Origin of the sequence: Nonomuraea jabiensis (assembly GCF_014204795.1) — a bacterium.
In the GTDB taxonomy this organism is placed as follows: domain Bacteria; phylum Actinomycetota; class Actinomycetes; order Streptosporangiales; family Streptosporangiaceae; genus Nonomuraea; species Nonomuraea jabiensis.
In genome coordinates, this window is record NZ_JACHMB010000001.1 from 9,904,406 (window position 1) to 9,926,674 (window position 22,269).

Here is a 22,269-nt window from a genome sequence, read left to right on the forward strand (position 1 = left end):
GGTACGCGTGTGAGGTGGCAAGATTCCTCGACCGTTCCCGGATCGTGGCGGCACCCGGCTGGAGCCGGTGGCTGGTGCCGCCCGCCGCGCTCTCGGTCCACCTGGCGATCGGCCAGGCGTACGCGTGGAGCGTCTTCAAGCCCCCGCTGGAGTCCTCCCTCCACCTGTCGGGCACGCAGAGCGCCCTGCCGTTCCAGCTGGGCATCGTCATGCTCGGCCTGTCGGCGGCCTTCGGCGGCACGCTGGTGGAGCGCAACGGGCCGCGCTGGGCGATGTTCGTCTCGATGGCCTGCTTCTCCTCCGGCTTCCTGCTGTCGGCGCTCGGCGTAGCCACCCGCCAGTACTGGCTGGTCGTGCTCGGCTACGGCGTCGTGGGCGGGATCGGGCTCGGCATCGGCTACATCTCCCCCGTCTCCACGCTGATCAAGTGGTTCCCCGACCGGCCCGGCATGGCGACGGGGATCGCGATCATGGGGTTCGGCGGCGGCGCGCTCATCGCCTCGCCGTGGTCGGCGCAGATGCTGGAGTCGTTCGGCACGAGCACGAACGGGATCGCCACCACGTTCCTCGTGCACGGCGTGGTCTACGCGGTCTTCATGACGATGGGCGTGCTGCTGGTGCGCGTCCCGGCGGAGGGCTGGTCGCCGCCGGGCTGGACGCGGCCCGTGGTCGCGTCGAGGCCGCTGATCACCGACGCGGACGTCTCGGCCCGCAACGCGATCCGCACCCCGCAGTTCTACTGCCTGTGGGTCGTGCTGTGCTGCAACGTCACCGCGGGCATCGGGATCCTGGAGAAGGCCGCGCCCATGATCAGGGACTTCTTCGCGGACACGGCCACGCCGGTCGCGGTGGGGGCGGCGGCGGGGTTCGTCGCGCTGCTGTCGCTGGCGAACATGACCGGCCGCTTCGTCTGGTCCTCCACCTCCGACGTGATCGGCCGCAAGAACATGTACCGCGTCTACCTGGGCGTCGGCGCGCTGCTCTACCTGGTGATCGCGCTGGCCGGCGACTCCTCCAAGCCGCTGTTCATCGTGTGCGCGCTGGGCATCCTGTCCTTCTACGGCGGCGGCTTCGCGACGATCCCGGCGTACCTGAAGGACCTGTTCGGCACCTACCAGGTCGGCGCGATCCACGGCCGGCTGCTCACGGCCTGGTCCACGGCGGGCGTGCTCGGCCCGCTGATCATCAACGCCATCGCCGACGCGCAGAAGGCGGCGGGGCGGTCGGGGCCCGCGCTCTACACGACCTCCCTCTACATCATGATCGGGCTGCTGGCGGTGGGCCTGCTCGCCAACGAGCTGATCCGGCCGGTGAGCGACAGGTACCACGAGAAGCCGGCCGAGCCGGCCATGGAAGGGCAGGCGACATGACCTCCAGGCGGACCGCCCTGATGGTGCTGGCGTGGGCCTGGGTCGCGCTGCCGTTCGCGTTCGGCGTGTACGAGCTGGTGCTGAAGCTCACGCAGCTGTTCGACTAGATCCGGTGGGCTCGACGGAGCGTTTCACGCCGTGCGGGCGGACCGGCCGTCCTGCGCGCCGCGGCCGCGCCCGGCACGGTGCCCGATCTGGATCACCGGGGCGCGACGGCCGCGGAAGTACAGCGTCAGCAGCGAGCCCGAACCGTTGTCCTCCAGGGTGACCTCGTCGCACAGGCGCTGGATCACCCACAGGCCGAACCCTCGCGAGCCGGTCGCGTCCACCGTGGCGGCGGCCAGGTGCTCCGGGGTCAGCCGGCCGCCGACGTCGAGGATCTCCACGATGACGCCGTCGTCGTGGCCGCGCGCGGTGATCAGGCCGGCCTGGCCGCCGTGGTCGAAGACATTGGTGACAGCTTCGTTGACCGCCAGCACCAGCCCGTCCAGCTGCTCATCGTCGAGTCCGTGGTGCTCGCCGTGGACGCGCACCAGGTCGCGAATGTAGCCCAGGTCGGGGCTGATGGGGCAGTGCAGCTCGAAATTCATCGCTCTCCGAGACCGCGGGCCGGGAATGGGAGGGAGCTTCGCGGGCTTTCGGGTAGTTTTCCGGCTGGCCGATCGTTAAACACCCGGGGCGCAATCTGCCACGTGAGGATCAGGATGGCTGCTGGGCACCGTCCGCGTCCTGGCAGCACATCGCGACGGCGGCCTGCTGAGCGTCGGGGTAAATGGTGACCACCGACCACACGCCGGTGACCTGCAGGATGCGCGCGGGCCTCCCCTGGACGCCCGCCACGCGGAGGAGCCCGCCCCGCTCGCCTGCCGCGGCGTGCAGCCGGAGCAGGAGGTGCAGGCCGCGGCTGTCCAGGAAGGTCAGCCCACCCAGGTCGAGGATCATGCCCGGGCCGGCCCCGCGGTGCGACTCGGCGTAGGACTCCAGCTCGTGCGCGTTGGTGGCGTCGAGCTCGCCCGTCACCGTGATCAGCACCCCGCCGGGCAGGTCGCGGCGGCTCAGGCTCAGGGGCGACATGGCGCCTCTTCGGTGACGGCCCGGTACGGGCGGCCGGCCCGTGACCGAACGGGCGAGAGCGCGCCTGCCGGCCCGCCGTGCCTGATGCTCCAGCCTGGACGCGGTTGCGCAAAACTCTTCCGAGCAGGGGTCACCCATCACCCTCTCTGTTCCACGACGCCGGCCGGCCTTCGCCCTCCCACTCTTGTGCCGCCGTCGCGGCTGGTCTGCACCCCAGGCGAAGCCTTGTCCGCACCGCTGTCCGAAAAACGAAAGCAGCCGCTCAGCGCTGGGGCGGTTCGGCGGAGGCGTTCAGGGTTTCGCTGGGCACGCACCCGTACACGGCCTTGTAGGAAAGGGCGAAACGCCCTGGATGGAAGAAGCCCCAGCGGGCCGCGGTCGCGGCCACCGTGGTCTCGGCGGGATCGCCGGTCTTCAGCTCATCGTGCGCGCGGGCCAGCCGGACCTGGCGCAGGTGGCCCAGCGGGGTGATGTTCAGGTGCCGGTGGAAGGCGTACTGCAGGGCGCGGGCGCTGACCCGGGCCGCGGTGGCGATCTCGTCGACGCCCAGGGGCGTGTCGGCGTTCTCGTCGATGAAGGCGATCGCGCGGCGCAGCGTCTGGGGATGGGCGTCGTGCCGGTCCACGGCGGTGGCCTCGGTGCCGGCGTTGCTGGGCAGGGCCGCCAGCACGCTCGCGGCGAGCAGTTGTGCGGCGGTCGAGACCACGAGGGGTTCGCCGGCCAGCTCCGGGTTGCCCAGGACGTCGTCGCGCAGGTAGGCAATGGTGCGTTGGAGATGCCGGCCGGTGGCGGCGGAGACGGGCCGGTGTCCCAGCAGCCGTACCGGTTCCGGCCGGCGCCCCGGAAGGGTGTCGGCCACCTGCTGCAACAGCGCCGCGTCGAACATGATGATGTTGTAGTGCGAGCGGCGGATCTCACCCGCGTAGGGCCGGTCCGGCGGCGCGAACAACACCGCGTCCCCCGGCCCGAACACGTCCTGCTCGCCCCCCGCGACCTGCTGGACGATGGACCCGGACTCCACGGTGCACAGGCACACTTTGCCGAGCGGGTTCACGTCGTAGCTCATGGCGTACTCGAGCTGCAGCTCGTCGATGCTGACCGGCCCCATGACCTGACGCGAGATCCAGGTCCGCGGACGGTCCACGTCGGACCCGATGCGCATCTTGGCGTAAGCCTTGCTGAGGAACTCCTCCGTCTGCCCGATATCACGACTGTCGAAGGTCAACGGCTCCATGGCAATCTCCGCTCGCCGGACGACCCGTAGCCACACCCGTGGAACCCTCGAGCCCCGCGTGCAGGCGCCGGAGCAAGGTGACTGATTTACCGACCATACCGTGACAGCGGTCCCGCGGGCACCGGAACCGGATGAGCGAGTCCCTGGATCGCTCCCTTCAGACCTCCGACGAATAGCGCAGCCAGGGCCCCCGGTCAAGAGTCTTGACGTGCGAACGCGCCGAGTGATCCTATGTCTCATGATAGGAAAGTTTCCTAATGGAGGGTCGATGCGATTACTCGTCACGAGCGCGCTGACCGCCGGGATGCTGCTGCCCGCCCTTCCGGCCGCGGCCGATCCCGTGGAGTCGGGGCCGTGGACCTCGTACTCGCCCACGTTCACCGTCCAGGAGCGGGGCTGCGGCGACGTCAGCGACCTGACGTTCACGCTGACCTGCTCGACCGACAGCGGCGACCAGCGGGCCGAACGGCGCTACGCCACCTACTCCAGCGGCACGCGCCAGTTCGAGGGCTACTTCAAGATCTCCAGCCTGCCCGGTTCGCGGATCAGCCTCAAGCAGACGTTCAAGACCACGGGCCCGTTCTTCATGCTCGCCGTCGAGCGCGGCGGGCGGCTGTACGCGGTGCACGGCGGCGACACGATCGCCACGGGCGCGACGATCGGCACCACGGTCCGCGTCAACACCGTCCACGTGGTCGGCAGCGTCCACCGCACCTATATCAACGGGTCGCTGAAGCACACCGTGGCCAGCGAGAGCGGCAGCTTCTACGACAAGTTCGGGGCCTACCGGACGGCCAGCGGCCAGGGGCCCGCCACGGTCGAGTGGAGCGGCATCCGCTTCTGGCGTAAGTAGGGGGCGATGAGGGCCCGGATGGTGTTGGCGCTGGCGCTGGTGGTCGCCGGGTGCGCGGCCCCTCGGCAGGAGCGGCCGCAGGATCCGGCGGCTGCTCCTGCCAAGGGGCCGCGGTATCCCGCGGTCCGGCTGGAGGCCGCGCTCGTGTCGCCGACCGACATCGCGCTGCGCTGGCGGGGCCGCGATCCGGGCGCCGCCGGGCACGTGCTCGAGTTCGCCACCGAGCCTCAGGGGCCGTACACGATCCTGGGCTTCCTGCCGCCGGAGCAGACCACGTACACCCATCCCGACCTCATGCCGCGCACCACGTTCCACTACCGGCTGCGGCCCTACTACGGCGCGGCCTCCGCGCCGGTCGACGTCGCGCTCGGCGACGGCCCGTACCCGAAGCCCGGCCCCGGCTGGGCCGAGCCGCGCGTGATCCCGGGAGGGTCCCCCGGGACGCGGCCGGTGGGCGGCGACGGGGCCGCGCCCACCGGCCTGGCGGCCACGGTGACGCAGGCCGACGGCGTCGCGTTCCGGTGGGCCGACCAGGCCCGCGACGAGGAGGGCTTCCTGCTGGAGGACCGGCCCGCCGGCCGGCCCGACTACCGCGTGATCGCTGTCCTGGCGCCGGACGTCACCACGTTCGGCCTGGTCACCCTGCCCGAGGAGCGGCACGCGTCATACCGGGTGCGCGCCTTCCGCTACGGCCCGCCGTCGAACGTCGTCCGGCGGACGACCGGCGACGACCCCCCATCCCCCACCACCGGAGAAGACTGAGCTCACCATGAACAAGCTGTCCGCGGCCGGCGCCCTCGCGCTGGCCGTCACATTGGCGCTGAGCGCCTGTTCGAGCGGTACGCCGAGCACGTCCGCCCAGCAATCAAGCGGCCCCTCCAGCGGGGGCAAGCAGAAGGTCACCTTCCTCGTCTTCCCGTCGCCGAACCTGCCGGAGTCGTACTGGAAGGCCCAGGTCGCGCTGGTGACGAAGGCCAACCCCGACCTCGACGTGGAGCTCGTCGCCGCGCCGTCGGAGTCGGAGCGCAACGACTACGCCAAGCAGCTCGCCGCCTCGGGCCAGCTGCCGGACGTGCAGATCGGCATGCAGGACCTGATCGCGCTGGAGCCGAACCTGGCGACCTGGACCCAGGAGGAGCTGAAGGACTTCATCTGCCCGACCTGCGGGGCGGTCAACGGCAAGGTGCTGCAGCTGCCCGCCAACACCCAGACGATCCCGAACGTCTACTACAGCAAGAAGCTGTTCAAGAAGGCCGGGATCGAGGCGCCGCCGAAGACGTACGCCGAGCTGCTCGCCGACGCCGGCAAGCTGCAGGCCGCCGGGATCACGCCGTTCGTGAGCGGCGGGGTGTTCGTCACGTCCCAGCCGTGGACCGCCATCCTGGCCACCGACCTGTACGCCAGGACGCCCGACTGGATCGCCAAGCGGCGCGCAGGGCAGGTCACCTTCGCCGGTGACCCGGCCATGAAGGCGGCCACGCAGAAGTTCGCCGACATGGCCGCCAAGGGCTACATCGACAAGCGGCAGATCGGCCAGGACTATCCCAAGACGCAGGAGGCGTTCCTGGGCGGCAAGGGCGCGATGTACCCGATGGGGAGCTGGTTCGCCGCCGCGGCCGACCAGTCGGACATGAAGGACGACATCGGCGTGTTCGCCTGGCCGAGCGACGACGGGAGCCTGCATCTCCCGGCGTTCACCGGCGGCGGCCTGTCCGTCAGCGCCACGGCCAAGAACATGGCCGCGGCCAAGAAGTTCGCGCTGGCCTTCCAGCTCACCAAGGAGAACCTGGACGCCTCGGTCAAGGCCGACGCCCTCTTCCCCGCCGTCAAGGGCTACACGCCGCCGTCCACCACCGGCCCGGTCTTCAAGGCCGTGTACGACCTGTGGCAGCAGGCCCTCAAGCAGAACGCGACCGTCCCGGCGTTCAGCTGGGAGGCGGGCGACGCGGCGATGCTGCCCGGCATGCAGGGCAAGTTCTGGTCGACCGCGCAGGACCTGGTCAGCGGCAAGAAGACGACGGACCAGGCGCTGGCCTTCCTCGACACCGAATGGGAGAAGAGCGGCTGATGGCCGTCAGCACCACCCATCGCAGGCCCGGCACGCTCACCCGCCGGAGGAGCAGGCGGCCGGCGCGGCCGGGCCTGTGGCACTTCCTGACGTTCGCGGCGCCGGGCACGCTCGTCTACACGTGCCTGGTGCTGCTGCCGATCGCGATGAGCGTCGGCTACAGCCTCACCAACCAGGCGCTGCTCAGGCCGAACACGCAGTTCGTGGGCCTGCGCAACTACGCGCTGCTCCTGCGGGACGAGACGTTCCTGAACTCGCTGCGGGTCACCACGATCCTGACGCTGATCGTGGTCATCGTCCCGAACGTGCTCGGCGTGGCCGTCGCCGTCGTCCTCGACCGGCGCGGCTGGCTCTACAACGCGCTGCGCAGCGTCTTCTTCACGCCGATGGTGATCAGCTCGGTGGTCATCAGCGTGATCTGGACGCGCGTGCTCGCCGACGACGGGCCGGTCAACCAGGGGCTGCGGGCCCTGGGCGTGGCCGAGCCGCCGGGCTGGCTGTCCGACCCGGACATCGCGCTGTACTCGCTGTCGTCCATCGTCTGCTGGCAGATGCTGGGCTTCTGCGTGGTCGTCTACCTGGCCGGGCTGCAGGGCGTGCCGCAGGAGCTGGCCGAGGCGGCCGCGATCGACGGGGCGGGGCCGCTGCGCCGCTTCTGGAAGGTGACCTGGCCGCTGCTGGCGCCCGCGCTGACCATCAACACCGTCGTGCTGCTGATCTCGGCGTTCAAGATCTTCGACCACGTGAAGGTCATCACGAACGGCGGCCCGGGCACGGGCACGACGGCCAGCGTGGCGTTCGTCGTCCTGCAGGAGGGGTTCGTGGAGAACCGTACCGGTTACGCCTCCGCCGAGGCGGTCGTCATGCTCGTGGTCATCGCCGCCCTGTCGGTGGTCACGCTGCGGATCCTGCAGCGCAGGGAGGTGCAGCTGTGAGCGGATCCCGCCTGCCGTGGGTGCGGCCGCTGGTGGCGCTGGTCATCGGCGCGGTCTTCTTCATCCCTCTCTACATCGCGCTGATCAACGTCTTCAAGGCGAGCGGCCAGGTCGCCCGTGACACGATGTCGCTGCCCGATCCGTTCACCCTGGACAACCTCACCCGCGTGCTGACCGACCCCGACAGCCTCTTCTGGTCGTCGCTGCGCACCAGCGTCGTGGTCACCTCGCTGTCGATCGTCATCCTGACGCTGCTGTCGGCCATGCTGGGCCACTACCTGGCGCGGCACACCCAGTGGTGGTCGCGCGCGGTCATGGTGCTGCTGCTGTGCGGGCTGATGATCCCGCCGCAGGTCATCCTCATCCCGGTCACGCAGGTGCTGAAGTCGCTCGGGCTGATGTCCACGCTCCAGGGGCTCATCCTGTTCAACGTCGGCTACTACGTGCCGTTCGGGGTGTTCGTCTTCTCCGGGTTCATGAAGGGCATCCCGCGCGAGCTGGAGGAGGCGGCCGCGATCGACGGGGCGACGCGCTGGCAGACGTTCTGGCGCGTCGTCTTCCCCCTCCTGCGGCCGGCCACCGCGAGCGTGCTGATCTTCCTCGGGGTGTGGATCTGGAACGACTTCCTCAACCCGCTGATCATCTACGGCCCGCGCGAGGGCACGACGATCATGACGGGCGTGTACAAGTCGCTCGGCCAGTACGCGGCGGACTTCGGCGGCATGTTCGCGCTGATGTTCCTGGCCACGCTGCCGATCCTGGTCTTCTACCTGCTGCTGCAGAAGCAGTTCGTCAAGGGCCTCACGGGCGGGGCGACGAAGGGGTGACGGCCTCCTCCAGGCGCAGGCCCGCGGGCAGGCCCTTGACGGTGGCCGCGCCGTCGTGGTCCACCCGTACCTCGACCTCCGCGTCCGCCACGCGCAGCCCGGCGGCCAGCGCGCCCAGGGGCGCGCCGGACAGCGGGCGCAGCTCCACCCGGCCGGCCGGCACGTCGGGGTAGAGCCCGGCCGCCGCGTGGGCGATGACGACCGCGGCGGCGGCCGACCACGCCTGGGGGCGGCAGGCGGCCGGGTAGGCCACGGGGCGGCCCACCAGGTCCCGGGCGTCGCCCGCGAACAGCTCCGGCAGCCGGTAGCCGAACGACTCGGCCGCCGCCAGCAGCCCCTCGGCCAGGGTGGTGGCCTGCTCGTCGAAGCCCTCCCTGGCCAGGCCGGCGATGACGATGGCCGTGTCGTGCGGCCAGACCGATCCGCAGTGGTACGACAGCGGGCTGAACCCGCCCTCCTCCGACGACATCGTCCGCAGCCCGAACGCCTCCGCCATGCCGGGCGCGGCCAGCAGGCCGGCGACCTGGGCCGACTCCTCGCGCGAGAGCAGGCCGGTGCCGAGCAGGTGGCCGATGTTGCTGGTCAGGGAGTTGACGGGGCGCTTGTCGCGGTCGAGGGCGAGCGCCGGGAAGGGGCCGTGGGGCCCGTCGACCCAGAAGGCGGCGCGGAAGCGCTCGGCCAGCGCACCGGCGTAGTCGCGCCACCGGTCGCCCCCCGGGAGGTCGAAGGCGTCCAGCAGGGCGGCCCCGTGCAGGGCGGCCTGGTGGGCGTAGCCCTGCACCTCCGCCAGCGCGATCGGCGGCTCGGCCTGGCGGCCGTCGTGGAAGCGGACGGAATCGCCCGAGTCCTTCCAGCCCTGGTTGGCCAGGCCGCGGCCGCTGGAGTCGATGTATTCGAGGAACCCGTCCCCGTCGGGGTCGGCGTGGTCGGCGAGCCAGCCCAGCGCGGCCTGGAGGTTCGGCAGCAGCGCCCGCACCTCCGAGTCCGGCAGCCCCCAGCGCCACGCGTCGTGGAGCAGGCTGATCCAGAGCGGGGTGGCGTCGATGGTGCCGTAGTAGGCGGCGGGCAGCCGTCCGCCCTTGTCGTCCAGGTCGAAGGCGTCCCGCCGCAGCTCGTGCATGATCTTGCCCGGGGCCTCGCCGGAGTCCGGGTCGAGGCGCCGTCCCTGGCGGCGGGCCAGGACGCGCAGGGTGCCGGCGGCCAGCCGGGTGCCGAGCGGGAGCAGCATGCGCGCCGCCCAGATGCTGTCCCTGCCGAAGAGGGTCAGGAACCAGGGCGCCCCGGCCGCGAGGAACGCGTCGCCGGGCTCGCCGGGCTCGGCCAGCCGCAGCGAGCGCAGGTCCTCGAGCGACTGGTCCAGCAGCCTGGTGACGCGCCGGTCGCCGGCGGTGACGTGCGGCGGGCTCCATTCGAGGGTGGCGTTGGGGGGCACGACGACCGCGGTGGGGTCCTCGACGGCCAACTCCCAGCGCAGGGTGGCCCGGCCGCGGGGCGGCAGGCTCACCTCCCACCGCAGGCGCGCCCCGTCGCCCGCCGTCGCGTGGGCGCCGTGGCCGGTGACGGTGACGCGGGTGGTGTCGGCGTGCCAGGTCAGGCGTCCGTCCCCGGCCTCGCCCGCCGGTACGGGGGTGCCGGAGCGCCCGGACTTGACCGCCTCGACGGCCGCGAAGTCGCACGCCAGCTCGACGGTGACGGTGGCCGTGACCGGCGACGACGCGGTGGAGACGATCTCCACCTGCTCGCCCATGCCGAACGGCGACAGCTCCCGCGAACGCTCGATCCGGACCGTGGGGTCGGTCGTGGGGTCGCCGAGCCAGCGGGTCAGGGACACGAACCGGGCCTGTCCGGCGGCCCCGGGCGCGTACCCGATGGACTCCGGCTCGCGCCCGTCCACGAGGAGCCGGGCCTGGGAGAGCACCCGGCGGTCCGCGCAGAAGAGCCCCTGCACGCCGGCCGGGCGGATCTGGCCGTCGGCGTCGCTCAGCGCGCTCGCCGGCGCCATGACGGTGCTGACCAGATCGTGCAGCAGCGGCTGAAGCACTACGTTTCCCCCTGAGGCTAGGTCAATGATCACCCCGGGTCTTGACAGACGGACGCCGGGGGTGCAGATTTCGAAACACTCCGCTAACTTTGAACGATCAAATCATGCCGCACCAGACTTTGAACGTTCAACCCCCTCGAAAGGCGATTTATGGCGGAAAAGGTGACGATCACCGATGTGGCGAAGGCAGCAGGCGTGTCGCGCCAGACGGTGTCGAACGCGCTCAACAGCCCGGAAGTGGTCCGGGAGGAGACCCTCAAGCACGTCCTCGAGGTGATCGAGCGGCTCGGCTACCGCGCCAACCAGGCCGCCCGCCAGATGCGCACCGGCCGCTCCCGCCTGATCGCCATCGGCATCGAGCCCGACGGCGACGGGATCAGCGGCTCGTGGGCCGACCGCTTCCTGCACAGCCTGTCGGAGACGGCCGCGCAGGAGGGGTACCGGATCCTGCTCTACACCGCCGCGGACGACGACTCGGAGATCGCGACGTACGAGGATCTGCTGGGCGCGTACAAGCCGGACGCGTTCGTGCTGACCGCCACCCACCACGACGACCTGCGCGCGTCCTGGCTGCTGGAGCGCGGGCTGCCGTTCGTGGCGTTCGGCCGGCCCTGGAGCGATCTGCCCGACGCGCGCCACCCGTGGGTGGACGTGGACGGCGCCGCGGGCACCGAGGCGGCCACCCGCCACCTGCTGGCCGCCGGGCACCGGCGCATCGGCTTCATCGGCTGGCCGCCCGGCTCGGGCGTGGGCGACGACCGCCGCGAGGGGTGGGCCAGAGCGCTCAGCAGGCAGGACCTCAGCGGCCTTCAGCGTGCGGTCGAGGACGGCATCGCCGCCGGGGAGAGCGCGGCCCTCGACCTGCTCGCGGCCGACCCCGGCGTGACCGCCCTGGTGTGCGCGAGCGACTCCCTCGCCCTCGGCGCGCTGCAGGCCCGCGAGCCCGGCCGGCCCGTCGCCGTGATCGGCTTCGACGACACGCCCGCTGCCCGGGCCGTCGGCCTCACCAGCGTCCACCAGCCGCTCGGCGAGGCCGCCGCGGCCTGCGTCGACCTGCTCGCCCGCGCCCTGGAGAGCCCCGACGCCGGGCCGCCGTCGGCGCACGTGCTGCTGGCCCCCACGTTGACCATCCGTCAGTCCGCCTGACCCCTGACCCCCCATAACGCGAGAACAGGAACCACTCCGATGACGCCACGCACCCGCCGCGCCGCCACGATCAGCGGCCTCGCCTGCGCCACGCTCGTTCTGTCGGCCTGCGGCAGCGGCTTCGACGACAAGCCGAGCCAGGCCCCCCAGCAGAGCGGCGGCCAGGTCAGCCTGCAGATCCTCATCGGCTCCTCCGGCGAGGCCGAGACCACCGCCGTCAAGCAGGCCGCCCAGACCTGGGCCTCCTCGGCGGGCGCGACCGCGACGGTGACGCCCGCGCAGGACCTCGCCCAGCAGCTCGGCCAGGCCTTCGCCGGTGACAACCCCCCGGACGTGTTCTACGTGGACGCCTCCCGCTTCGCCGACTACGCCAGCGTCGGCGCCCTGGAGCCGTACGGCGACAAGATCAGCCAGCCCGACGACTTCTACCCCTCCCTGCGCACGGCGTTCACCCGTGACGGCAAGCTCTACTGCGCGCCCAAGGACTTCTCCACCCTCGCGCTGATCGTCAACAAGGACCTGTGGTCCAAGGCCGGGCTCACCGACGCCGACGTGCCGACCACCTGGGAGCAGCTCACCTCGGTCGGCGAGAAGCTCAAGGCCAAGGGCGTCACCCCGCTGGCGATCGGCCCGACCCGCGACCGCGTCGGCGCGTTCATGGTGCAGGCCGGCGGCTGGCTGACCAGCCCCGACGGCAAGCAGGCCACCGCCGACAGCCCGCAGAACCTCGCGGCGCTCGAGTACGTGCGCTCGCTGGTGTCGGCCAAGCTGGCCCGCTATCCCGACCAGCTCGACGCCGGCTGGGGCGGCGAGGCGTTCGGCAAGGGCAAGGTCGCCATGACCATCGAGGGCAACTGGATCAAGGGCGCGCTCAAGGCGGACTTCCCCGACGTCAAGTACTCGGTCCACGAGCTGCCGGCGGGCCCCAAGGGCAAGGGCACGCTGTCGTTCACGAACTGCTGGGGCATCTCGGCCAAGAGCAAGCACAAGGAGCAGGCCATCTCGTTCGTCGAGGCGATGACCAAGGCCGACCAGCAGATGACCTTCGCCAAGGCGTTCGGCGTCATGCCCTCGCGCCAGTCCGCCAAGGCCGCCTACACCGCCGAGTTCCCCGACGACGGCCCCTTCGTCAACGGCGCCGACTACGCCCAGGGCCCCGTGAACGCCCCCAAGATGGACAGCGTCCTGGCCGACTTCGACACCGGGCTGCAGCAGCTGGCCACCACCGCGCCCAAGACGCTGCTGCAGCGGACGCAGAAGAACATCCAGGCCGCGCTCGGCACGTCATGACCGTTCGCAAGACACGTGAGCACCTGGCGGGCTGGCTGTTCGTGGCCCCCGTCGTGGTGATCCTGGGCCTGTTCATGCTGGCGCCGATCCTCATGGCGCTGTGGGTGAGCCTGACCGACTGGAACGGGCAGGGCAGCCCGTTCCGGGGCAGCGTGCCGTTCGTCGGCGTGGACAACTACACCCGCCTGTTCACCGAGGAGGGGCTGGCCAGGCAGGACTTCATGACGAGCGTCCGCAACAACGTCTACTACGTGGCCATCGTGGTCCCGCTGCAGACCGTGCTGGCGCTCGGCCTGGCCCTGATCGTCAACAGCCGGCTGCTGAAGGGCCGGACGTTCTTCCGCGCCGCGTTCTTCTTCCCCTCGGTGACCAGCTCGGTGGCGATCAGCGTGGTGTTCCTGTTCGTGTTCGCCAACTCCGGCGCCGTCAACGCCCTGCTGGGCCTGTTCGGCATCGACGGGCCCCAGTGGTTCGCCGACTCGCGCGGCGTGCTGCACCTGCTGCTCGGGGCCGTCGGCCTGGTCGATCCGGCGGCCCCGCCGGAGGCGCTGACCTCCGGCGGGCCGTTCGGGCTGTCGTGGTGGGAGTGGCTGTCCGGGCCCAGCGTGGCGATGACGACCATCATCATGCTGGTCGTCTGGACCACGTCGGGGACGTTCATGCTCATGTTCCTGGCCGCCCTGCAGGACATCCCGGTGTCGCTGGAGGAGGCGGCCATGCTGGACGGCGCGGGCCGCCGCCAGGTCTTCAGGAACGTGACGCTGCCGCTGCTCAAACCCACCCTGTTCCTGGTGCTCACGCTGGGGCTGATCTCGACGTGGCAGGTCTTCGACCAGATCTACGTGATGAGCCAGGGCAATCCCGCCAAGACCACCCTCACACCGGCGTTCCTGTCGTACCAGACGGCTTTCCGCAGCTTCGAGTACGGCTCGGGCACCGCGATCTCGTTCGTGCTGTTCGCCATCATCGTGGTACTGACCCTGGTCCAGCGCTGGGTGATGAGAGAGAGGCGTCATGCGTAAGGACAACGCGCGGTCGCTGGCCTCCACCTTCGCCGGCTACTGCATCCTGATCTTCTTCGCGCTCGTCTTCCTCTACCCGTTCGTCATCCAGATCGCCACCTCCTTCAAGACCGAGCCGGACGCGGCGGCGCACCCCCTGTCGCCCATCCCCGACCCGGTGACGATGGGCGGCTACGAGAAGGTGTTCCTCAACACCGACCTGCCGCTGTGGCTGGGCAACTCGCTGCTGGTGACCGTGGTCGTCACGGCCGGGCGCGTGCTGCTCGACTCCATGGCCGGGTACGCGCTGGCGCGGCTGCGCTTCGCGGGGCGGCGCGCGATCTTCTCGTCGATCATCGCGATCATGGCGGTGCCGGGTGTGGTGCTGTTCATCCCGAAGTTCCTGGTGCTGAACCAGTTCGGCATGTACGACAGCTACACCGCGCTGATCCTGCCGGTGCTCGCGGACGCGGCCGGGGTGTTCATCATGAAGCAGTTCTTCGAGTCGCTGCCGGTCAGCGTCGAGGAGGCGGCCCGGGTGGACGGGGCCGGAGTCTTCCGCACGTACTGGTCGGTCGTGCTGCCGATGGCCCGGCCCGCGCTGCTCACGCTCACCATCATCTCCTTCCAGGGCACCTGGAACGAGTTCCCGCACACGCTGGTGGCGGTGCAGAACCCCGAGCTGTTCACGCTGCCGCGGGGGCTGGCCGACCTGGTGAGCGGGTCGCTGGGCAAGGGCACGCAGTATCCGCTCAAGCTGGGGGCCGCGCTGATGGCGACCATTCCGGTGGCGGTCGTCTTCGTGATCTTCCAGCGGTACTTCGTGCGCGGCGCCAACGAGGGCTCCGAGAAGGGCTGACCGTTCCGCTGGGCGTCAGCGGATGTTCAGGAGCACACCATAGATTCCGGTCACGTGAAAGTTGATGACAGATCTTCCCTGCTCTCCCGTCGATCCCTGCTTGCCGGCGCGCTCTCCGGAGCGGGTCTCACCGTGCTGGGCGGCACCGCCGCCCAGGCGGCCACGCCCGGTAGGGCGCCCCGGGTCCTGATCGCCACGAACGAGCCGTGGGGCACCTACCACGTGGCTCCGCTGCTGCCGGAGGCGCGGCGGCGCGGGTGGGAGATCACGCAGCTGGTGCCCGACCTGACGGGCATCAAGCCGGGCGATCCGGTGCCGGTCGCGACGCCGGACCGCGCTCCGGACGCCGACCTGCTCGTCGTGACGGGCGCCGGGGACTGGCCGGCGGACTGCGCCGCCCGGTTCCGGAGGCTGCCGCTGGTCGCGAGCTCGCTGGCGTACCAGCTGCCGGTCGAGGCGCCCCGCGCGAAGGAGTTCCGCGACCGGCTCAGGGCGGTCACCGCGTCGTCGCCGGCCGAGGCCAAGGTGTTCGACGACTACCTGGGTACGCGCCGCCCGATCACGGTCGTGGGCACCCCGCAGACCGACGACCTGCCCCGGCAGGCGCCGGAGCCCGGCACCGTCCTGGTGCTCACCAGCGTGACCAGGTCCAGCAGCACGGGCGGCTCGGCGCCCGGCACCGAGCTGCTGCTGGCGGCGGCCGATCGGCTGGCGGCGGCAGGCAAGCACATCCTCGTGGGGCTGCACCCCCGCGAGGACCGCTCGCTCTGGGAGAAGTACGAGATCAGCTCCGTGCCGTCGGTCCAGGCGTCGGCCCAGGCCGAGGCCGCCATCGGCATCCCGGGCACGGTCTTCCCGGTGGTCGCCGCCGTGGGGATCCCGCTGGTGGGCTGCACGGACCCGGCCCTGAACATCCCCGGCTACCTGCTGAGCGTCTGCTCCCACACGATCACCGCCGCCGACGAGGCCGTGCCCGCCGTGACGCGGGCCGAGCCGGTGTCGCGGGAGGTGCTGTACGAGGCCGTCGGCCCGATCGGCGGCTCGGCGCGCCGGCTGCTGAAGGCGTGGCGGAAGGCCGGCGTCCGGGTCTAACCCGGTCGGGGCGGCTTAGGGCATGGTCTGGCGGAGCCGTTCGGCCTGCTCGCGCAGGGGTTGCGGGATGAGCTCCACGAGCTGGTCGGGTCTGAGCGGCAGGTCCAGCAGGCTGAGCTTGACCCGGTTGCGCCGGGCGTAGGCGTCGACGTCGAACCGTACGATGTCCACGGCGTCGGTGCGCAGCCGTATCCGCAGCTCGGCCCCCGGCCGGAGCGGCTCGGCGGGGGTGCCGTCCACGGAGAACAGCAGCGGGACGTCGCCGGACGGGTTGCGCAGGACGATGCGGTCGTCCTTGCCGAGGATGACGGGGCGGCTGATGCCGGACATCGGCGCGACCGGGGTCAGGGCGACGACGGGGGCGGACGGTGAGACGACCGGGCCACCCGCGGCGTAGTTGTAGGCCGTCGAGCCGGTCGGGGTGCAGGCGATCACCGCGTCCCCGCGGTAGTAGCCGTGGCTCAGGCCGTTGACCTCGAGGTCGAGGGTCACGCTGGACAGCGGCTCGACGGCGGTGACCACGATGTCGTTGAAGGCGGTGTGGTCGTCGGCCTCCAGGCAGCTGTGCGGTTCGAGGGTGTAGTGGCCCTCGGCCAGGCGGTCGAGGGCCGGCTCCAGCTCCGACGGGGTCACCTCGATGAGGAAGCCCAGGTGCCCGTGGTTGACGCCGAGCACCGGCACCTGGCGGCCGACGACCAGGCGCATCGCGCCCAGCATGGTGCCGTCACCGCCGAGGCTGATCACGCCGTCCACCCGTTCGACGAACTCCTCAGGCGTGACGATCTCGACCTCCGGCCCCACCTGCGCGGCATCGCACGGCCGGGCGACGACGGCGGCCCCGATGCGGCGCGCGTGCCGGACGATCAGCCGTACGGAGTCCAGCACCGGCCGGTCGGGGTGCACCACCAGCCCAAGAGTGAAGTGCTTCACGTGGTGCCCCCTACCCAGCGGTGCGGTCAGCGGACCTTTCTGATGGGAATCACCGTCAGGGCACCGAGCACGGCGAACACCAGTGCGGCCGTGAAGGCGGCGGGATAGCTGTCGTCGCCGCCGCCGATGGTGAGGAAGAGCGGGGCGATCAGCGGGACGAGCGACTGGTGCAGCGAGTTGGCGATCTGGAAGACGGCCAGGTCCTTGGCCGCGTTGTCGGGGTGGGGCATGACCCGCACGACCAGCGCGATGTCGACGGCCATGTACGCCCCGGGGACACCACCAGCACGAAGATCTTCCGGCGTCCCAGCCGATCGGACAGCCAGCCGCCGATCGTGGCCGTGACGAGCGAGCCGCAGGTGAAGACGAGCGTGGCGGTGAAGACCAGGGACACGGCCTCGGTGGGGCCCCGCGCGGCCCGTACCGGAGCGGCATCAAGCGCCGCCAGCAGATCGTCAGCGCCGCCGCCAAAGCTTTCGGCGAGCGCGGCTACAACGGGGCGTCCATGCGGCAGATCGCCGCGGACGTGGGCGTCTCACCGGCGGCCCTGCTCCGCCATTTCCAGGACAAGGAGGAGCTGCTCGCCGCGGTGCTCGAATGGTGGGCGCGGGAGACCGCCGCGCTCCGGCTCGAAGGGCGCGACGGGCTGGGGGCCTTCGACGGCCTGCGCGACCTCATGACGTACCACACCCACCACCGGGGCCTGCTCGAGCTGTTCATCCACCTCACGGGCGAGGCGTCCAGCGAGAAGCACCCGGCGCGCGCCTTCAGCCAGGACCGCTACACGGGCATCGTGAACATGCTGGTCAAACGCCTGCTCGCGACGGCGGAGACGGGAGAGATCCCGCCGTTGACCGACGCGCAGGCCGAGGTACGCGCGCTCTGCGCCACCATGGACGGCCTGGAGATCCAGTGGCTGCTCGATCCCACCGTGGACCTGGCCGGCCTCTTCGACTTCCACCTCGACCACACGCTGGCGCGGTGGAGGAGCGGCGGGTACGCGCCGGTCGGGGGCTCCTGAGTCAGCGGTTGCCGGCTTCGCGCGCCACGCGCTCCAGCCGGCTCCGGTGGCCTTCCCACCATGCCCGATCACCTGGTGGCAGGCTGTCCTTGCCCTGCGAAAGCCCGGCGGATCCGTCGATGAGCTCCCGCACGATGTCAGCGTGACCGGCGTGTCGCTGCGTGTCGGAGATCACGCGCACCAGGATGTGGTGCAGCGTCACCTTCCGGCGTTCGGCCGGCCACCACGGTACGTGACCGACGGCGTCGAGCGTCAGCGCCGCGATCGTGCTGTCGGAGTGCTCCCACGCCTGGCGATAGAGCCCGACGATCTCTTCGCGTGACTCGTCCGCGGTCGCCCACATGTCCGCGTTGGGTTCCGCCTCCTCCGTGTACCACCAGGGCGGTGGCGGCGCCTTGTCGAAGAACGGCCGCCCGAACGTGTCACCGAAGTATCCCAGCTCCACGCCGGCGACATGCTTGACCAGCCCCAACAGGTTCGTGCCCGTGGGGGTCAGCGGACGGCGGACGTCGTATTCCGGGAGCCCGTCGAGCTTCCACAGAAGGGCGTCACGCGCGTCTTGCAGATATCGGAGAAGGTCCGCTTTCGGATCCGGTTCGCTCATGCCGGGCAGTCTTCCACCCGGCACCGACAACCGGGCTCCACCTCGGCTCTTATGGGCGATCAAGAGCGCAGTACGACTCCTGATCTCGGAGGCCGGCCTGGTGAGCACCGCGGCATCCGCAACGGCGGCGACCACGGCCGCTGACACCGCAGCGACCTCGGCCGAGGAGGACGACGCCGCGGCGGCCTCGCCGAGGAGGGTGCCGTCCTGACGCGGTGGGTGGCGGCCGACGAGATGGTGTTGGTGCGCAACGACGGTGAGCTGCCGTGGGCCGCTCCCGGATCGGGTCGGTCGCGGCCCCCGGTCGGTCGCGGTGATCGGTCGGTCGCGGTGATCGGGCACAATGCCCTCCAGATCCGCACCCAGCGCGGCGGCAGCGCCACCGTCACGCCCCCGTACGTCATCTCCCCGCTGGACGAGCTGCGCACCGCGCTGCCGGACGCCGAGATCACCTGGACTCTCGGCGCCATCACGCAGGCGGGCGAGGACCCGACCGCTGAGCAGACAGCGGCGAATCCGTCGAGAACCACTGCCACCGGATGCCGACCGAGGCCCTGACCGGGGAGCACGCGCCGCCGCTCGCCCTCGTCACGCGGGTGCGGGTCATGCGGCAGGTGGTCGGCCTCCGCGCGCTGGCGGGAGGCCGGCCCGGACACGATCGCCCGGCTGCTCACCCCGATGTTCCGCCACGTGGTCGACGGCGAGTCCTGAAGCCGGCAGGCGGTTCAGCGGGGTGGGAGGTCGAAGCGGGTCAGTACGCTCCTGCCGTCCGTCACCATGAGGTCGAGGCGGTCGTCGCCGGAGGCGAGGACGAGCTCGTCGTCCCCGTCTCCGTCGTAGTCGCCCGCCGCCAGCGGCGCGCCGCGGTCCAGGCCGCGGATCCCGCCTCCGGCGCGCAGGCCGCCCGGCCCGCCCCAGAACATCCGGACCGGCTCACGCCCGCCGCGCGCCCCGCCGAAGGCGAGGTCGTCGCGGCCGTCGCCGTCGAAGTCGCCGCCGACCGCCGAGCCCCTGCCGCCCTTGAACGTACGGGTACGGCCGTCGCCGTAGTAGACGGTCAGCGTCCTGTCGACCTCGGGCGCCTCGGTCTCGGTGCCGGGCTCGTCGTTGCGGCTTCCGTCGTCGCCGACCGCCAGGTCCCTGGTGCCGTCGCCGTCGAAGTCGCCGAACGTGGCCGCCAGGCCCTTGCCCAGCTTGCGCCCTTCCTTCGCCAGGCCGTCCGGACCGCCGTTCAGCAGCCACCCGGAGGTCTGCTCACCGTCGTCGCCCGTGAACACCACCAGCCCGGTCGCGTGCCGCCCGTCGATCTCGTCGACGGTCATCCGCCAGAACTGGCCGCCGGTGGGCGAGGGCTGGACGGTCTGGCGGCTCGGCACGCCCGCGCGGCTGAACGGGCCGTACATCACGACCAGGTTGGAGGCGCCTCGGTTGTCGTCGGCGGACATCGCCACGTCGGCGGCGCCGTCCCCGTCGAAGTCGCCGGCGACGGATCGGAACGTCGCCATGGTGGTCTTGATGGGCGGCGGGACCGGGGTCGGGAGCGTTGCCGGGTCGATGCCGTCCGGGCCGCCCCAGAAGATGTGCGGGCCCATCTGCTCGTCGCGATCGCCCGGCCGCCCGTAGGCCAGGATGTCGCCGAAGCCGTCCCCGTCGAGGTCGGCCCTGATGCCTGGGTCGATCTGCCAGGCGAAGAACGTCTGCGACGAGACGATCGCCGGTCTGCCGGTGCGCAGCCCCCGGGACGAGCCGTAGACGACGGCGAGGAAGCGCAGGTCCGGCCGGGGCAGCTCGGCGTAGACGAGCAGGTCCGCACGGCCGTCGCCGTTGACGTCGTCGGACCGCCCACCGGCCGGGGCCGAACGCCGCGCGAGGGTCGGAGTGGTGGCAGGCGCCGGTGTGGACGCCGACGGCGACTGACCGGCGGGGCCGCGGGGCGCCGGCGGGACGCCGCCGCATCCGGCGAGCAGGAGGGCCAACGCCGGCCAGATCATCACCCTTCGCGGCACAGGCACCGAGCTTAGTGCGCCGCCGCCCTGCCGAGCGCCGGGTTTCCGTCACCAACCGTGATCAGATCCGCCGCCGCGCCTTCTCGCGACCGGGAGAGGCCCGCAGGTCCCGGGGCGCGTCAGTCCGCCGCCGCGCCTCCTCGCGGCCGGGAGAGGCCCGCGGGTCCCGGGGTGCGTCAGATCCGCTGGAGGGCCTTTTCGCGGCGGGCCGCGACGCTGGAGCCCGATTCCCTGCGGGCCATCCTGCGCAGCACGAACGGCGCCGCGACCAGGCCGAGCACGGCCCAGGCGACCAGTACCCCGGCCGTCTCCACGGGCCGCCAGGACCCGCCGATCTCGACGGCGGCCGCGGCGTCCGGGAGCAGGGCCGAGCGCATGCCGAGCCCGAGCCAGTAGACCGGGAACGCCTGGGCGATCCACTGCGCCCACTCCGGCAGCGCCGTGATCGGGTAGAAGATGCCGGAGATCGCGATCAGGCCCAGGACGGGGAGCTGGATCAGCCCCTGGCTGCGGGCGCTGACGAACACCGAGCCCAGCACCGCCCCCAGCGGCAGGGTCGCGACCAGCCCCAGCACGAGCACCCAGAGCACGGTCAGCCAGGCGCCCGCGTCGCCGAATGCCAGGCCGGGCACCAGGAACATGCCGGGCACCAGGAAGATCGCGAGGTCGGCGACCAGGCCGCCGGCGACCAGGATGATCTTTCCGATCAGGTAGCCGGTCATCCCGTGCGGCGTGGCCTTGGCGCGCAGCAGGGTGCCGTCCTCGCGGTCGGCGGTCAGGTGCTGGCTCATGCTCACCATGGACATCCCGGCGTTCATGCCGAGGATGCTCGGCAGGGCCAGGGCGCCGAGGGAGAGCCCGCTCTGCCCGAAGGAGACGTTCCGCAGGAAGTAGGTGGTGATCAGCATCAGCACGGGCCAGAGGAAGTGGCTGACCAGGTCGGCGGCGTTCGTGAACGACTGCCGCAGCTCGATCAGGCCGCGGGACCAGCCGGCCCGCCAGGCCGTCGCGGTCGGGCTCATCGGGTGCCCTCCTCCGCCTGCCGGACGAGGGAGAGGTAGGTGTCCTCCAGCGAGGCGCGGCGCACCTCGAGGTCCTCGATCTCCTCGCCGTACTGCTTGAACAGGTCGAACACCAGCCGGGTCGACTCGGTGGCCGACCGGGCGAAGCGCTGCCCGTCGCGGGTCCAGCGCACCTCGTCCTGGCCGGCGATCTGCCGGGCGAGCTGCGCGACCGTGCCGTCCGCGACAATGCGGCCCCCGTCGAGCACCATGATGCGGTCGGCGAGCTTCTCGGCCTCGGCCAGGTCGTGGGTGGTGAGCAGGATCGTGGTGTCGCCCTCGGCGGCGAGCTCCAGGACCAGCTCGTGGAAGGCGCGCCGGGCCACCGGGTCGAGCCCGGCGGTGGGCTCGTCGAGGAAGACCAGCTCGGGGCGGCCCACCAGGCCGACGGCCACGTCGAACCTGCGCCGCTGGCCGCCCGAGAGCGTCCTGATCTTGTGCTCCGCCTGCTCCGTCAGCCCGACCGCCGCGATGAGCCGGTCGGCCCACCACGGCCGGGCGACGGTCTCGGTGGCGTACGCGGCGTAGTAGCGGCCGAGGTGCTCGAGCAGCTCGCGTACCCGCCATTTGCCGTGGTCGCGCCAGGACTGCAGGACGACCCCGACCCGGGCCCGCCAGTCCTCGCCGGCGCGGGCCGGATCGGTGCCGAGCACCTCGACGCGGCCGGCCGACCGCATCCGGAAGCCTTCGAGGATCTCGATCGTGGTGGTCTTGCCAGCGCCGTTCGGGCCGAGCAGGCACACCACCTCGCCCCGGCGTGCCCGGAACGTCACGTCGTGCAGGACGTCGGCGGGGCCGTAACGCATCCGCAGGCCCTCGACGTCCAGCACGACTTCGCTCGTCGTCATGGATCTCGC

Annotated in this window: 24 protein-coding genes; 14 read left to right on the forward strand and 10 right to left on the reverse strand. The window is 71.5% G+C overall.

Annotated features, from left to right (window positions below; genetic code table 11):
• Window positions 1-14: 14 nt before the first annotated feature.
• Together HD596_RS45355 and HD596_RS66205 are read left to right on the forward strand one after the other, a co-directional pair.
• The gene (locus HD596_RS45355; protein ID WP_313046346.1) at window positions 15-1,370 is read left to right on the forward strand and encodes an L-lactate MFS transporter; all 1,356 of its coding nucleotides are present in this window, start codon (window positions 15-17) and stop codon (window positions 1,368-1,370) included.
• The gene (locus tag HD596_RS66205) at window positions 1,367-1,477 is read left to right on the forward strand and encodes an MFS transporter small subunit (protein WP_417629245.1); all 111 of its coding nucleotides are present in this window, start codon (window positions 1,367-1,369) and stop codon (window positions 1,475-1,477) included. Before HD596_RS45355 ends, HD596_RS66205 begins: the two co-directional genes overlap by 4 nt.
• 24 nt (window positions 1,478-1,501) lie before the next feature.
• Here HD596_RS66205 and HD596_RS45360 read toward each other — a convergent pair whose 3' ends face one another.
• From HD596_RS45360 to HD596_RS45370, 3 genes are all read right to left on the reverse strand, one after another.
• On the reverse strand, window positions 1,502-1,960 hold the full coding sequence (locus HD596_RS45360; protein ID WP_185075524.1) for an ATP-binding protein: 459 nt from the start codon (window positions 1,958-1,960) through the stop codon (window positions 1,502-1,504).
• A 109-nt stretch (window positions 1,961-2,069) separates the two neighbouring features.
• Window positions 2,070-2,444 (reverse strand): STAS domain-containing protein, encoded by a 375-nt coding sequence (locus tag HD596_RS45365; RefSeq protein WP_185075525.1) that lies wholly within the window; start codon window positions 2,442-2,444, stop codon window positions 2,070-2,072.
• Between the two features lie 262 nt (window positions 2,445-2,706).
• Window positions 2,707-3,678, reverse strand: coding sequence for a helix-turn-helix transcriptional regulator (locus HD596_RS45370; RefSeq protein ID WP_185075526.1), 972 nt, complete (start codon window positions 3,676-3,678; stop codon window positions 2,707-2,709).
• Between the two features lie 268 nt (window positions 3,679-3,946).
• Between HD596_RS45370 and HD596_RS45375 the strand changes: the two genes are divergently transcribed.
• The 5 genes from HD596_RS45375 to HD596_RS62855 are packed head-to-tail and all read left to right on the forward strand — an operon-like array spanning window position 3,947 to window position 8,361.
• Window positions 3,947-4,531: a polysaccharide lyase family protein gene (locus tag HD596_RS45375; RefSeq protein ID WP_185075527.1), complete on the forward strand. Its 585-nt coding sequence runs from the start codon at window positions 3,947-3,949 to the stop codon at window positions 4,529-4,531.
• An 18-nt stretch (window positions 4,532-4,549) separates the two neighbouring features.
• Window positions 4,550-5,293, forward strand: a complete 744-nt coding sequence (locus tag HD596_RS45380) for a fibronectin type III domain-containing protein (RefSeq protein ID WP_221519877.1) — start codon at window positions 4,550-4,552, stop codon at window positions 5,291-5,293.
• A gap of 7 nt (window positions 5,294-5,300) precedes the next feature.
• Entirely contained in the window at window positions 5,301-6,599 is a 1,299-nt protein-coding gene (locus HD596_RS45385) for an ABC transporter substrate-binding protein (RefSeq protein ID WP_185075529.1), read from the forward strand.
• A complete protein-coding gene (locus tag HD596_RS45390) occupies window positions 6,599-7,534 on the forward strand; it encodes a carbohydrate ABC transporter permease (protein WP_185075530.1) in 936 nt (311 codons plus the stop codon). The genes HD596_RS45385 and HD596_RS45390 overlap by 1 nt, the downstream gene beginning before the upstream one ends.
• Entirely contained in the window at window positions 7,531-8,361 is an 831-nt protein-coding gene (locus HD596_RS62855) for a carbohydrate ABC transporter permease (protein ID WP_185075531.1), read from the forward strand. The genes HD596_RS45390 and HD596_RS62855 overlap by 4 nt, the downstream gene beginning before the upstream one ends.
• On the opposite strand, the gene HD596_RS45400 is transcribed toward HD596_RS62855, so the two are convergent.
• Window positions 8,336-10,402 (reverse strand): amylo-alpha-1,6-glucosidase, encoded by a 2,067-nt coding sequence (locus tag HD596_RS45400; protein ID WP_313046347.1) that lies wholly within the window; start codon window positions 10,400-10,402, stop codon window positions 8,336-8,338. The genes HD596_RS62855 and HD596_RS45400 overlap by 26 nt on opposite strands.
• A gap of 162 nt (window positions 10,403-10,564) precedes the next feature.
• On the opposite strand from HD596_RS45400, the gene HD596_RS45405 reads away from it, so the two are divergent.
• Genes HD596_RS45405 through HD596_RS45425 form a run of 5 tightly spaced genes read left to right on the forward strand, consistent with a single transcriptional unit; the run spans window position 10,565 to window position 15,790 of the window.
• A complete protein-coding gene (locus HD596_RS45405) occupies window positions 10,565-11,548 on the forward strand; it encodes a LacI family DNA-binding transcriptional regulator (RefSeq protein ID WP_221519878.1) in 984 nt (327 codons plus the stop codon).
• 39 nt (window positions 11,549-11,587) lie between these two features.
• Window positions 11,588-12,838, forward strand: a complete 1,251-nt coding sequence (locus HD596_RS45410; RefSeq protein WP_185075533.1) for a sugar ABC transporter substrate-binding protein — start codon at window positions 11,588-11,590, stop codon at window positions 12,836-12,838.
• Window positions 12,835-13,860 carry a carbohydrate ABC transporter permease gene (locus HD596_RS45415; RefSeq protein WP_185075534.1) on the forward strand — a complete coding sequence of 342 codons (1,026 nt, stop codon included), beginning with the start codon at window positions 12,835-12,837 and terminating at the stop codon, window positions 13,858-13,860. Before HD596_RS45410 ends, HD596_RS45415 begins: the two co-directional genes overlap by 4 nt.
• Window positions 13,853-14,698, forward strand: a complete 846-nt coding sequence (locus tag HD596_RS45420; protein ID WP_185075535.1) for a carbohydrate ABC transporter permease — start codon at window positions 13,853-13,855, stop codon at window positions 14,696-14,698. The genes HD596_RS45415 and HD596_RS45420 overlap by 8 nt, the downstream gene beginning before the upstream one ends.
• 54 nt (window positions 14,699-14,752) lie before the next feature.
• The gene (locus HD596_RS45425) at window positions 14,753-15,790 is read left to right on the forward strand and encodes a hypothetical protein (RefSeq protein WP_221519879.1); all 1,038 of its coding nucleotides are present in this window, start codon (window positions 14,753-14,755) and stop codon (window positions 15,788-15,790) included.
• A gap of 15 nt (window positions 15,791-15,805) precedes the next feature.
• On the opposite strand, the gene HD596_RS45430 is transcribed toward HD596_RS45425, so the two are convergent.
• Window positions 15,806-16,720 carry an NAD(+)/NADH kinase gene (locus HD596_RS45430; protein WP_185075536.1) on the reverse strand — a complete coding sequence of 305 codons (915 nt, stop codon included), beginning with the start codon at window positions 16,718-16,720 and terminating at the stop codon, window positions 15,806-15,808.
• Window positions 16,721-16,746: 26 nt separating this feature from the next.
• Complete coding sequence (locus HD596_RS45435) at window positions 16,747-16,983, reverse strand: hypothetical protein (RefSeq protein WP_185075537.1); 237 nt, start codon at window positions 16,981-16,983, stop codon at window positions 16,747-16,749.
• A gap of 188 nt (window positions 16,984-17,171) precedes the next feature.
• Here HD596_RS45435 and HD596_RS65295 point away from each other — a divergent pair, with 188 nt between their 5' ends.
• Window positions 17,172-17,741, forward strand: coding sequence for a TetR/AcrR family transcriptional regulator (locus tag HD596_RS65295; protein WP_313047658.1), 570 nt, complete (start codon window positions 17,172-17,174; stop codon window positions 17,739-17,741).
• Window position 17,742: 1 nt separating this feature from the next.
• Here HD596_RS65295 and HD596_RS45445 read toward each other — a convergent pair whose 3' ends face one another.
• Window positions 17,743-18,345 (reverse strand): DinB family protein, encoded by a 603-nt coding sequence (locus tag HD596_RS45445; RefSeq protein WP_185075538.1) that lies wholly within the window; start codon window positions 18,343-18,345, stop codon window positions 17,743-17,745.
• A 219-nt stretch (window positions 18,346-18,564) separates the two neighbouring features.
• Between HD596_RS45445 and HD596_RS45450 the strand changes: the two genes are divergently transcribed.
• Window positions 18,565-18,903: a glycoside hydrolase family 3 protein gene (locus HD596_RS45450; RefSeq protein WP_185075539.1), complete on the forward strand. Its 339-nt coding sequence runs from the start codon at window positions 18,565-18,567 to the stop codon at window positions 18,901-18,903.
• A gap of 167 nt (window positions 18,904-19,070) precedes the next feature.
• Here HD596_RS45450 and HD596_RS45455 read toward each other — a convergent pair whose 3' ends face one another.
• The 3 genes from HD596_RS45455 to HD596_RS45465 form a co-directional block, all read right to left on the reverse strand.
• Window positions 19,071-20,351, reverse strand: coding sequence for an FG-GAP repeat domain-containing protein (locus tag HD596_RS45455; RefSeq protein ID WP_185075540.1), 1,281 nt, complete (start codon window positions 20,349-20,351; stop codon window positions 19,071-19,073).
• A 176-nt stretch (window positions 20,352-20,527) separates the two neighbouring features.
• Window positions 20,528-21,373, reverse strand: coding sequence for an ABC transporter permease (locus tag HD596_RS45460; RefSeq protein ID WP_185075541.1), 846 nt, complete (start codon window positions 21,371-21,373; stop codon window positions 20,528-20,530).
• Window positions 21,370-22,260, reverse strand: a complete 891-nt coding sequence (locus tag HD596_RS45465) for an ABC transporter ATP-binding protein (RefSeq protein WP_185075542.1) — start codon at window positions 22,258-22,260, stop codon at window positions 21,370-21,372. The genes HD596_RS45460 and HD596_RS45465 overlap by 4 nt, the downstream gene beginning before the upstream one ends.
• Window positions 22,261-22,269 lie beyond the last annotated feature (9 nt).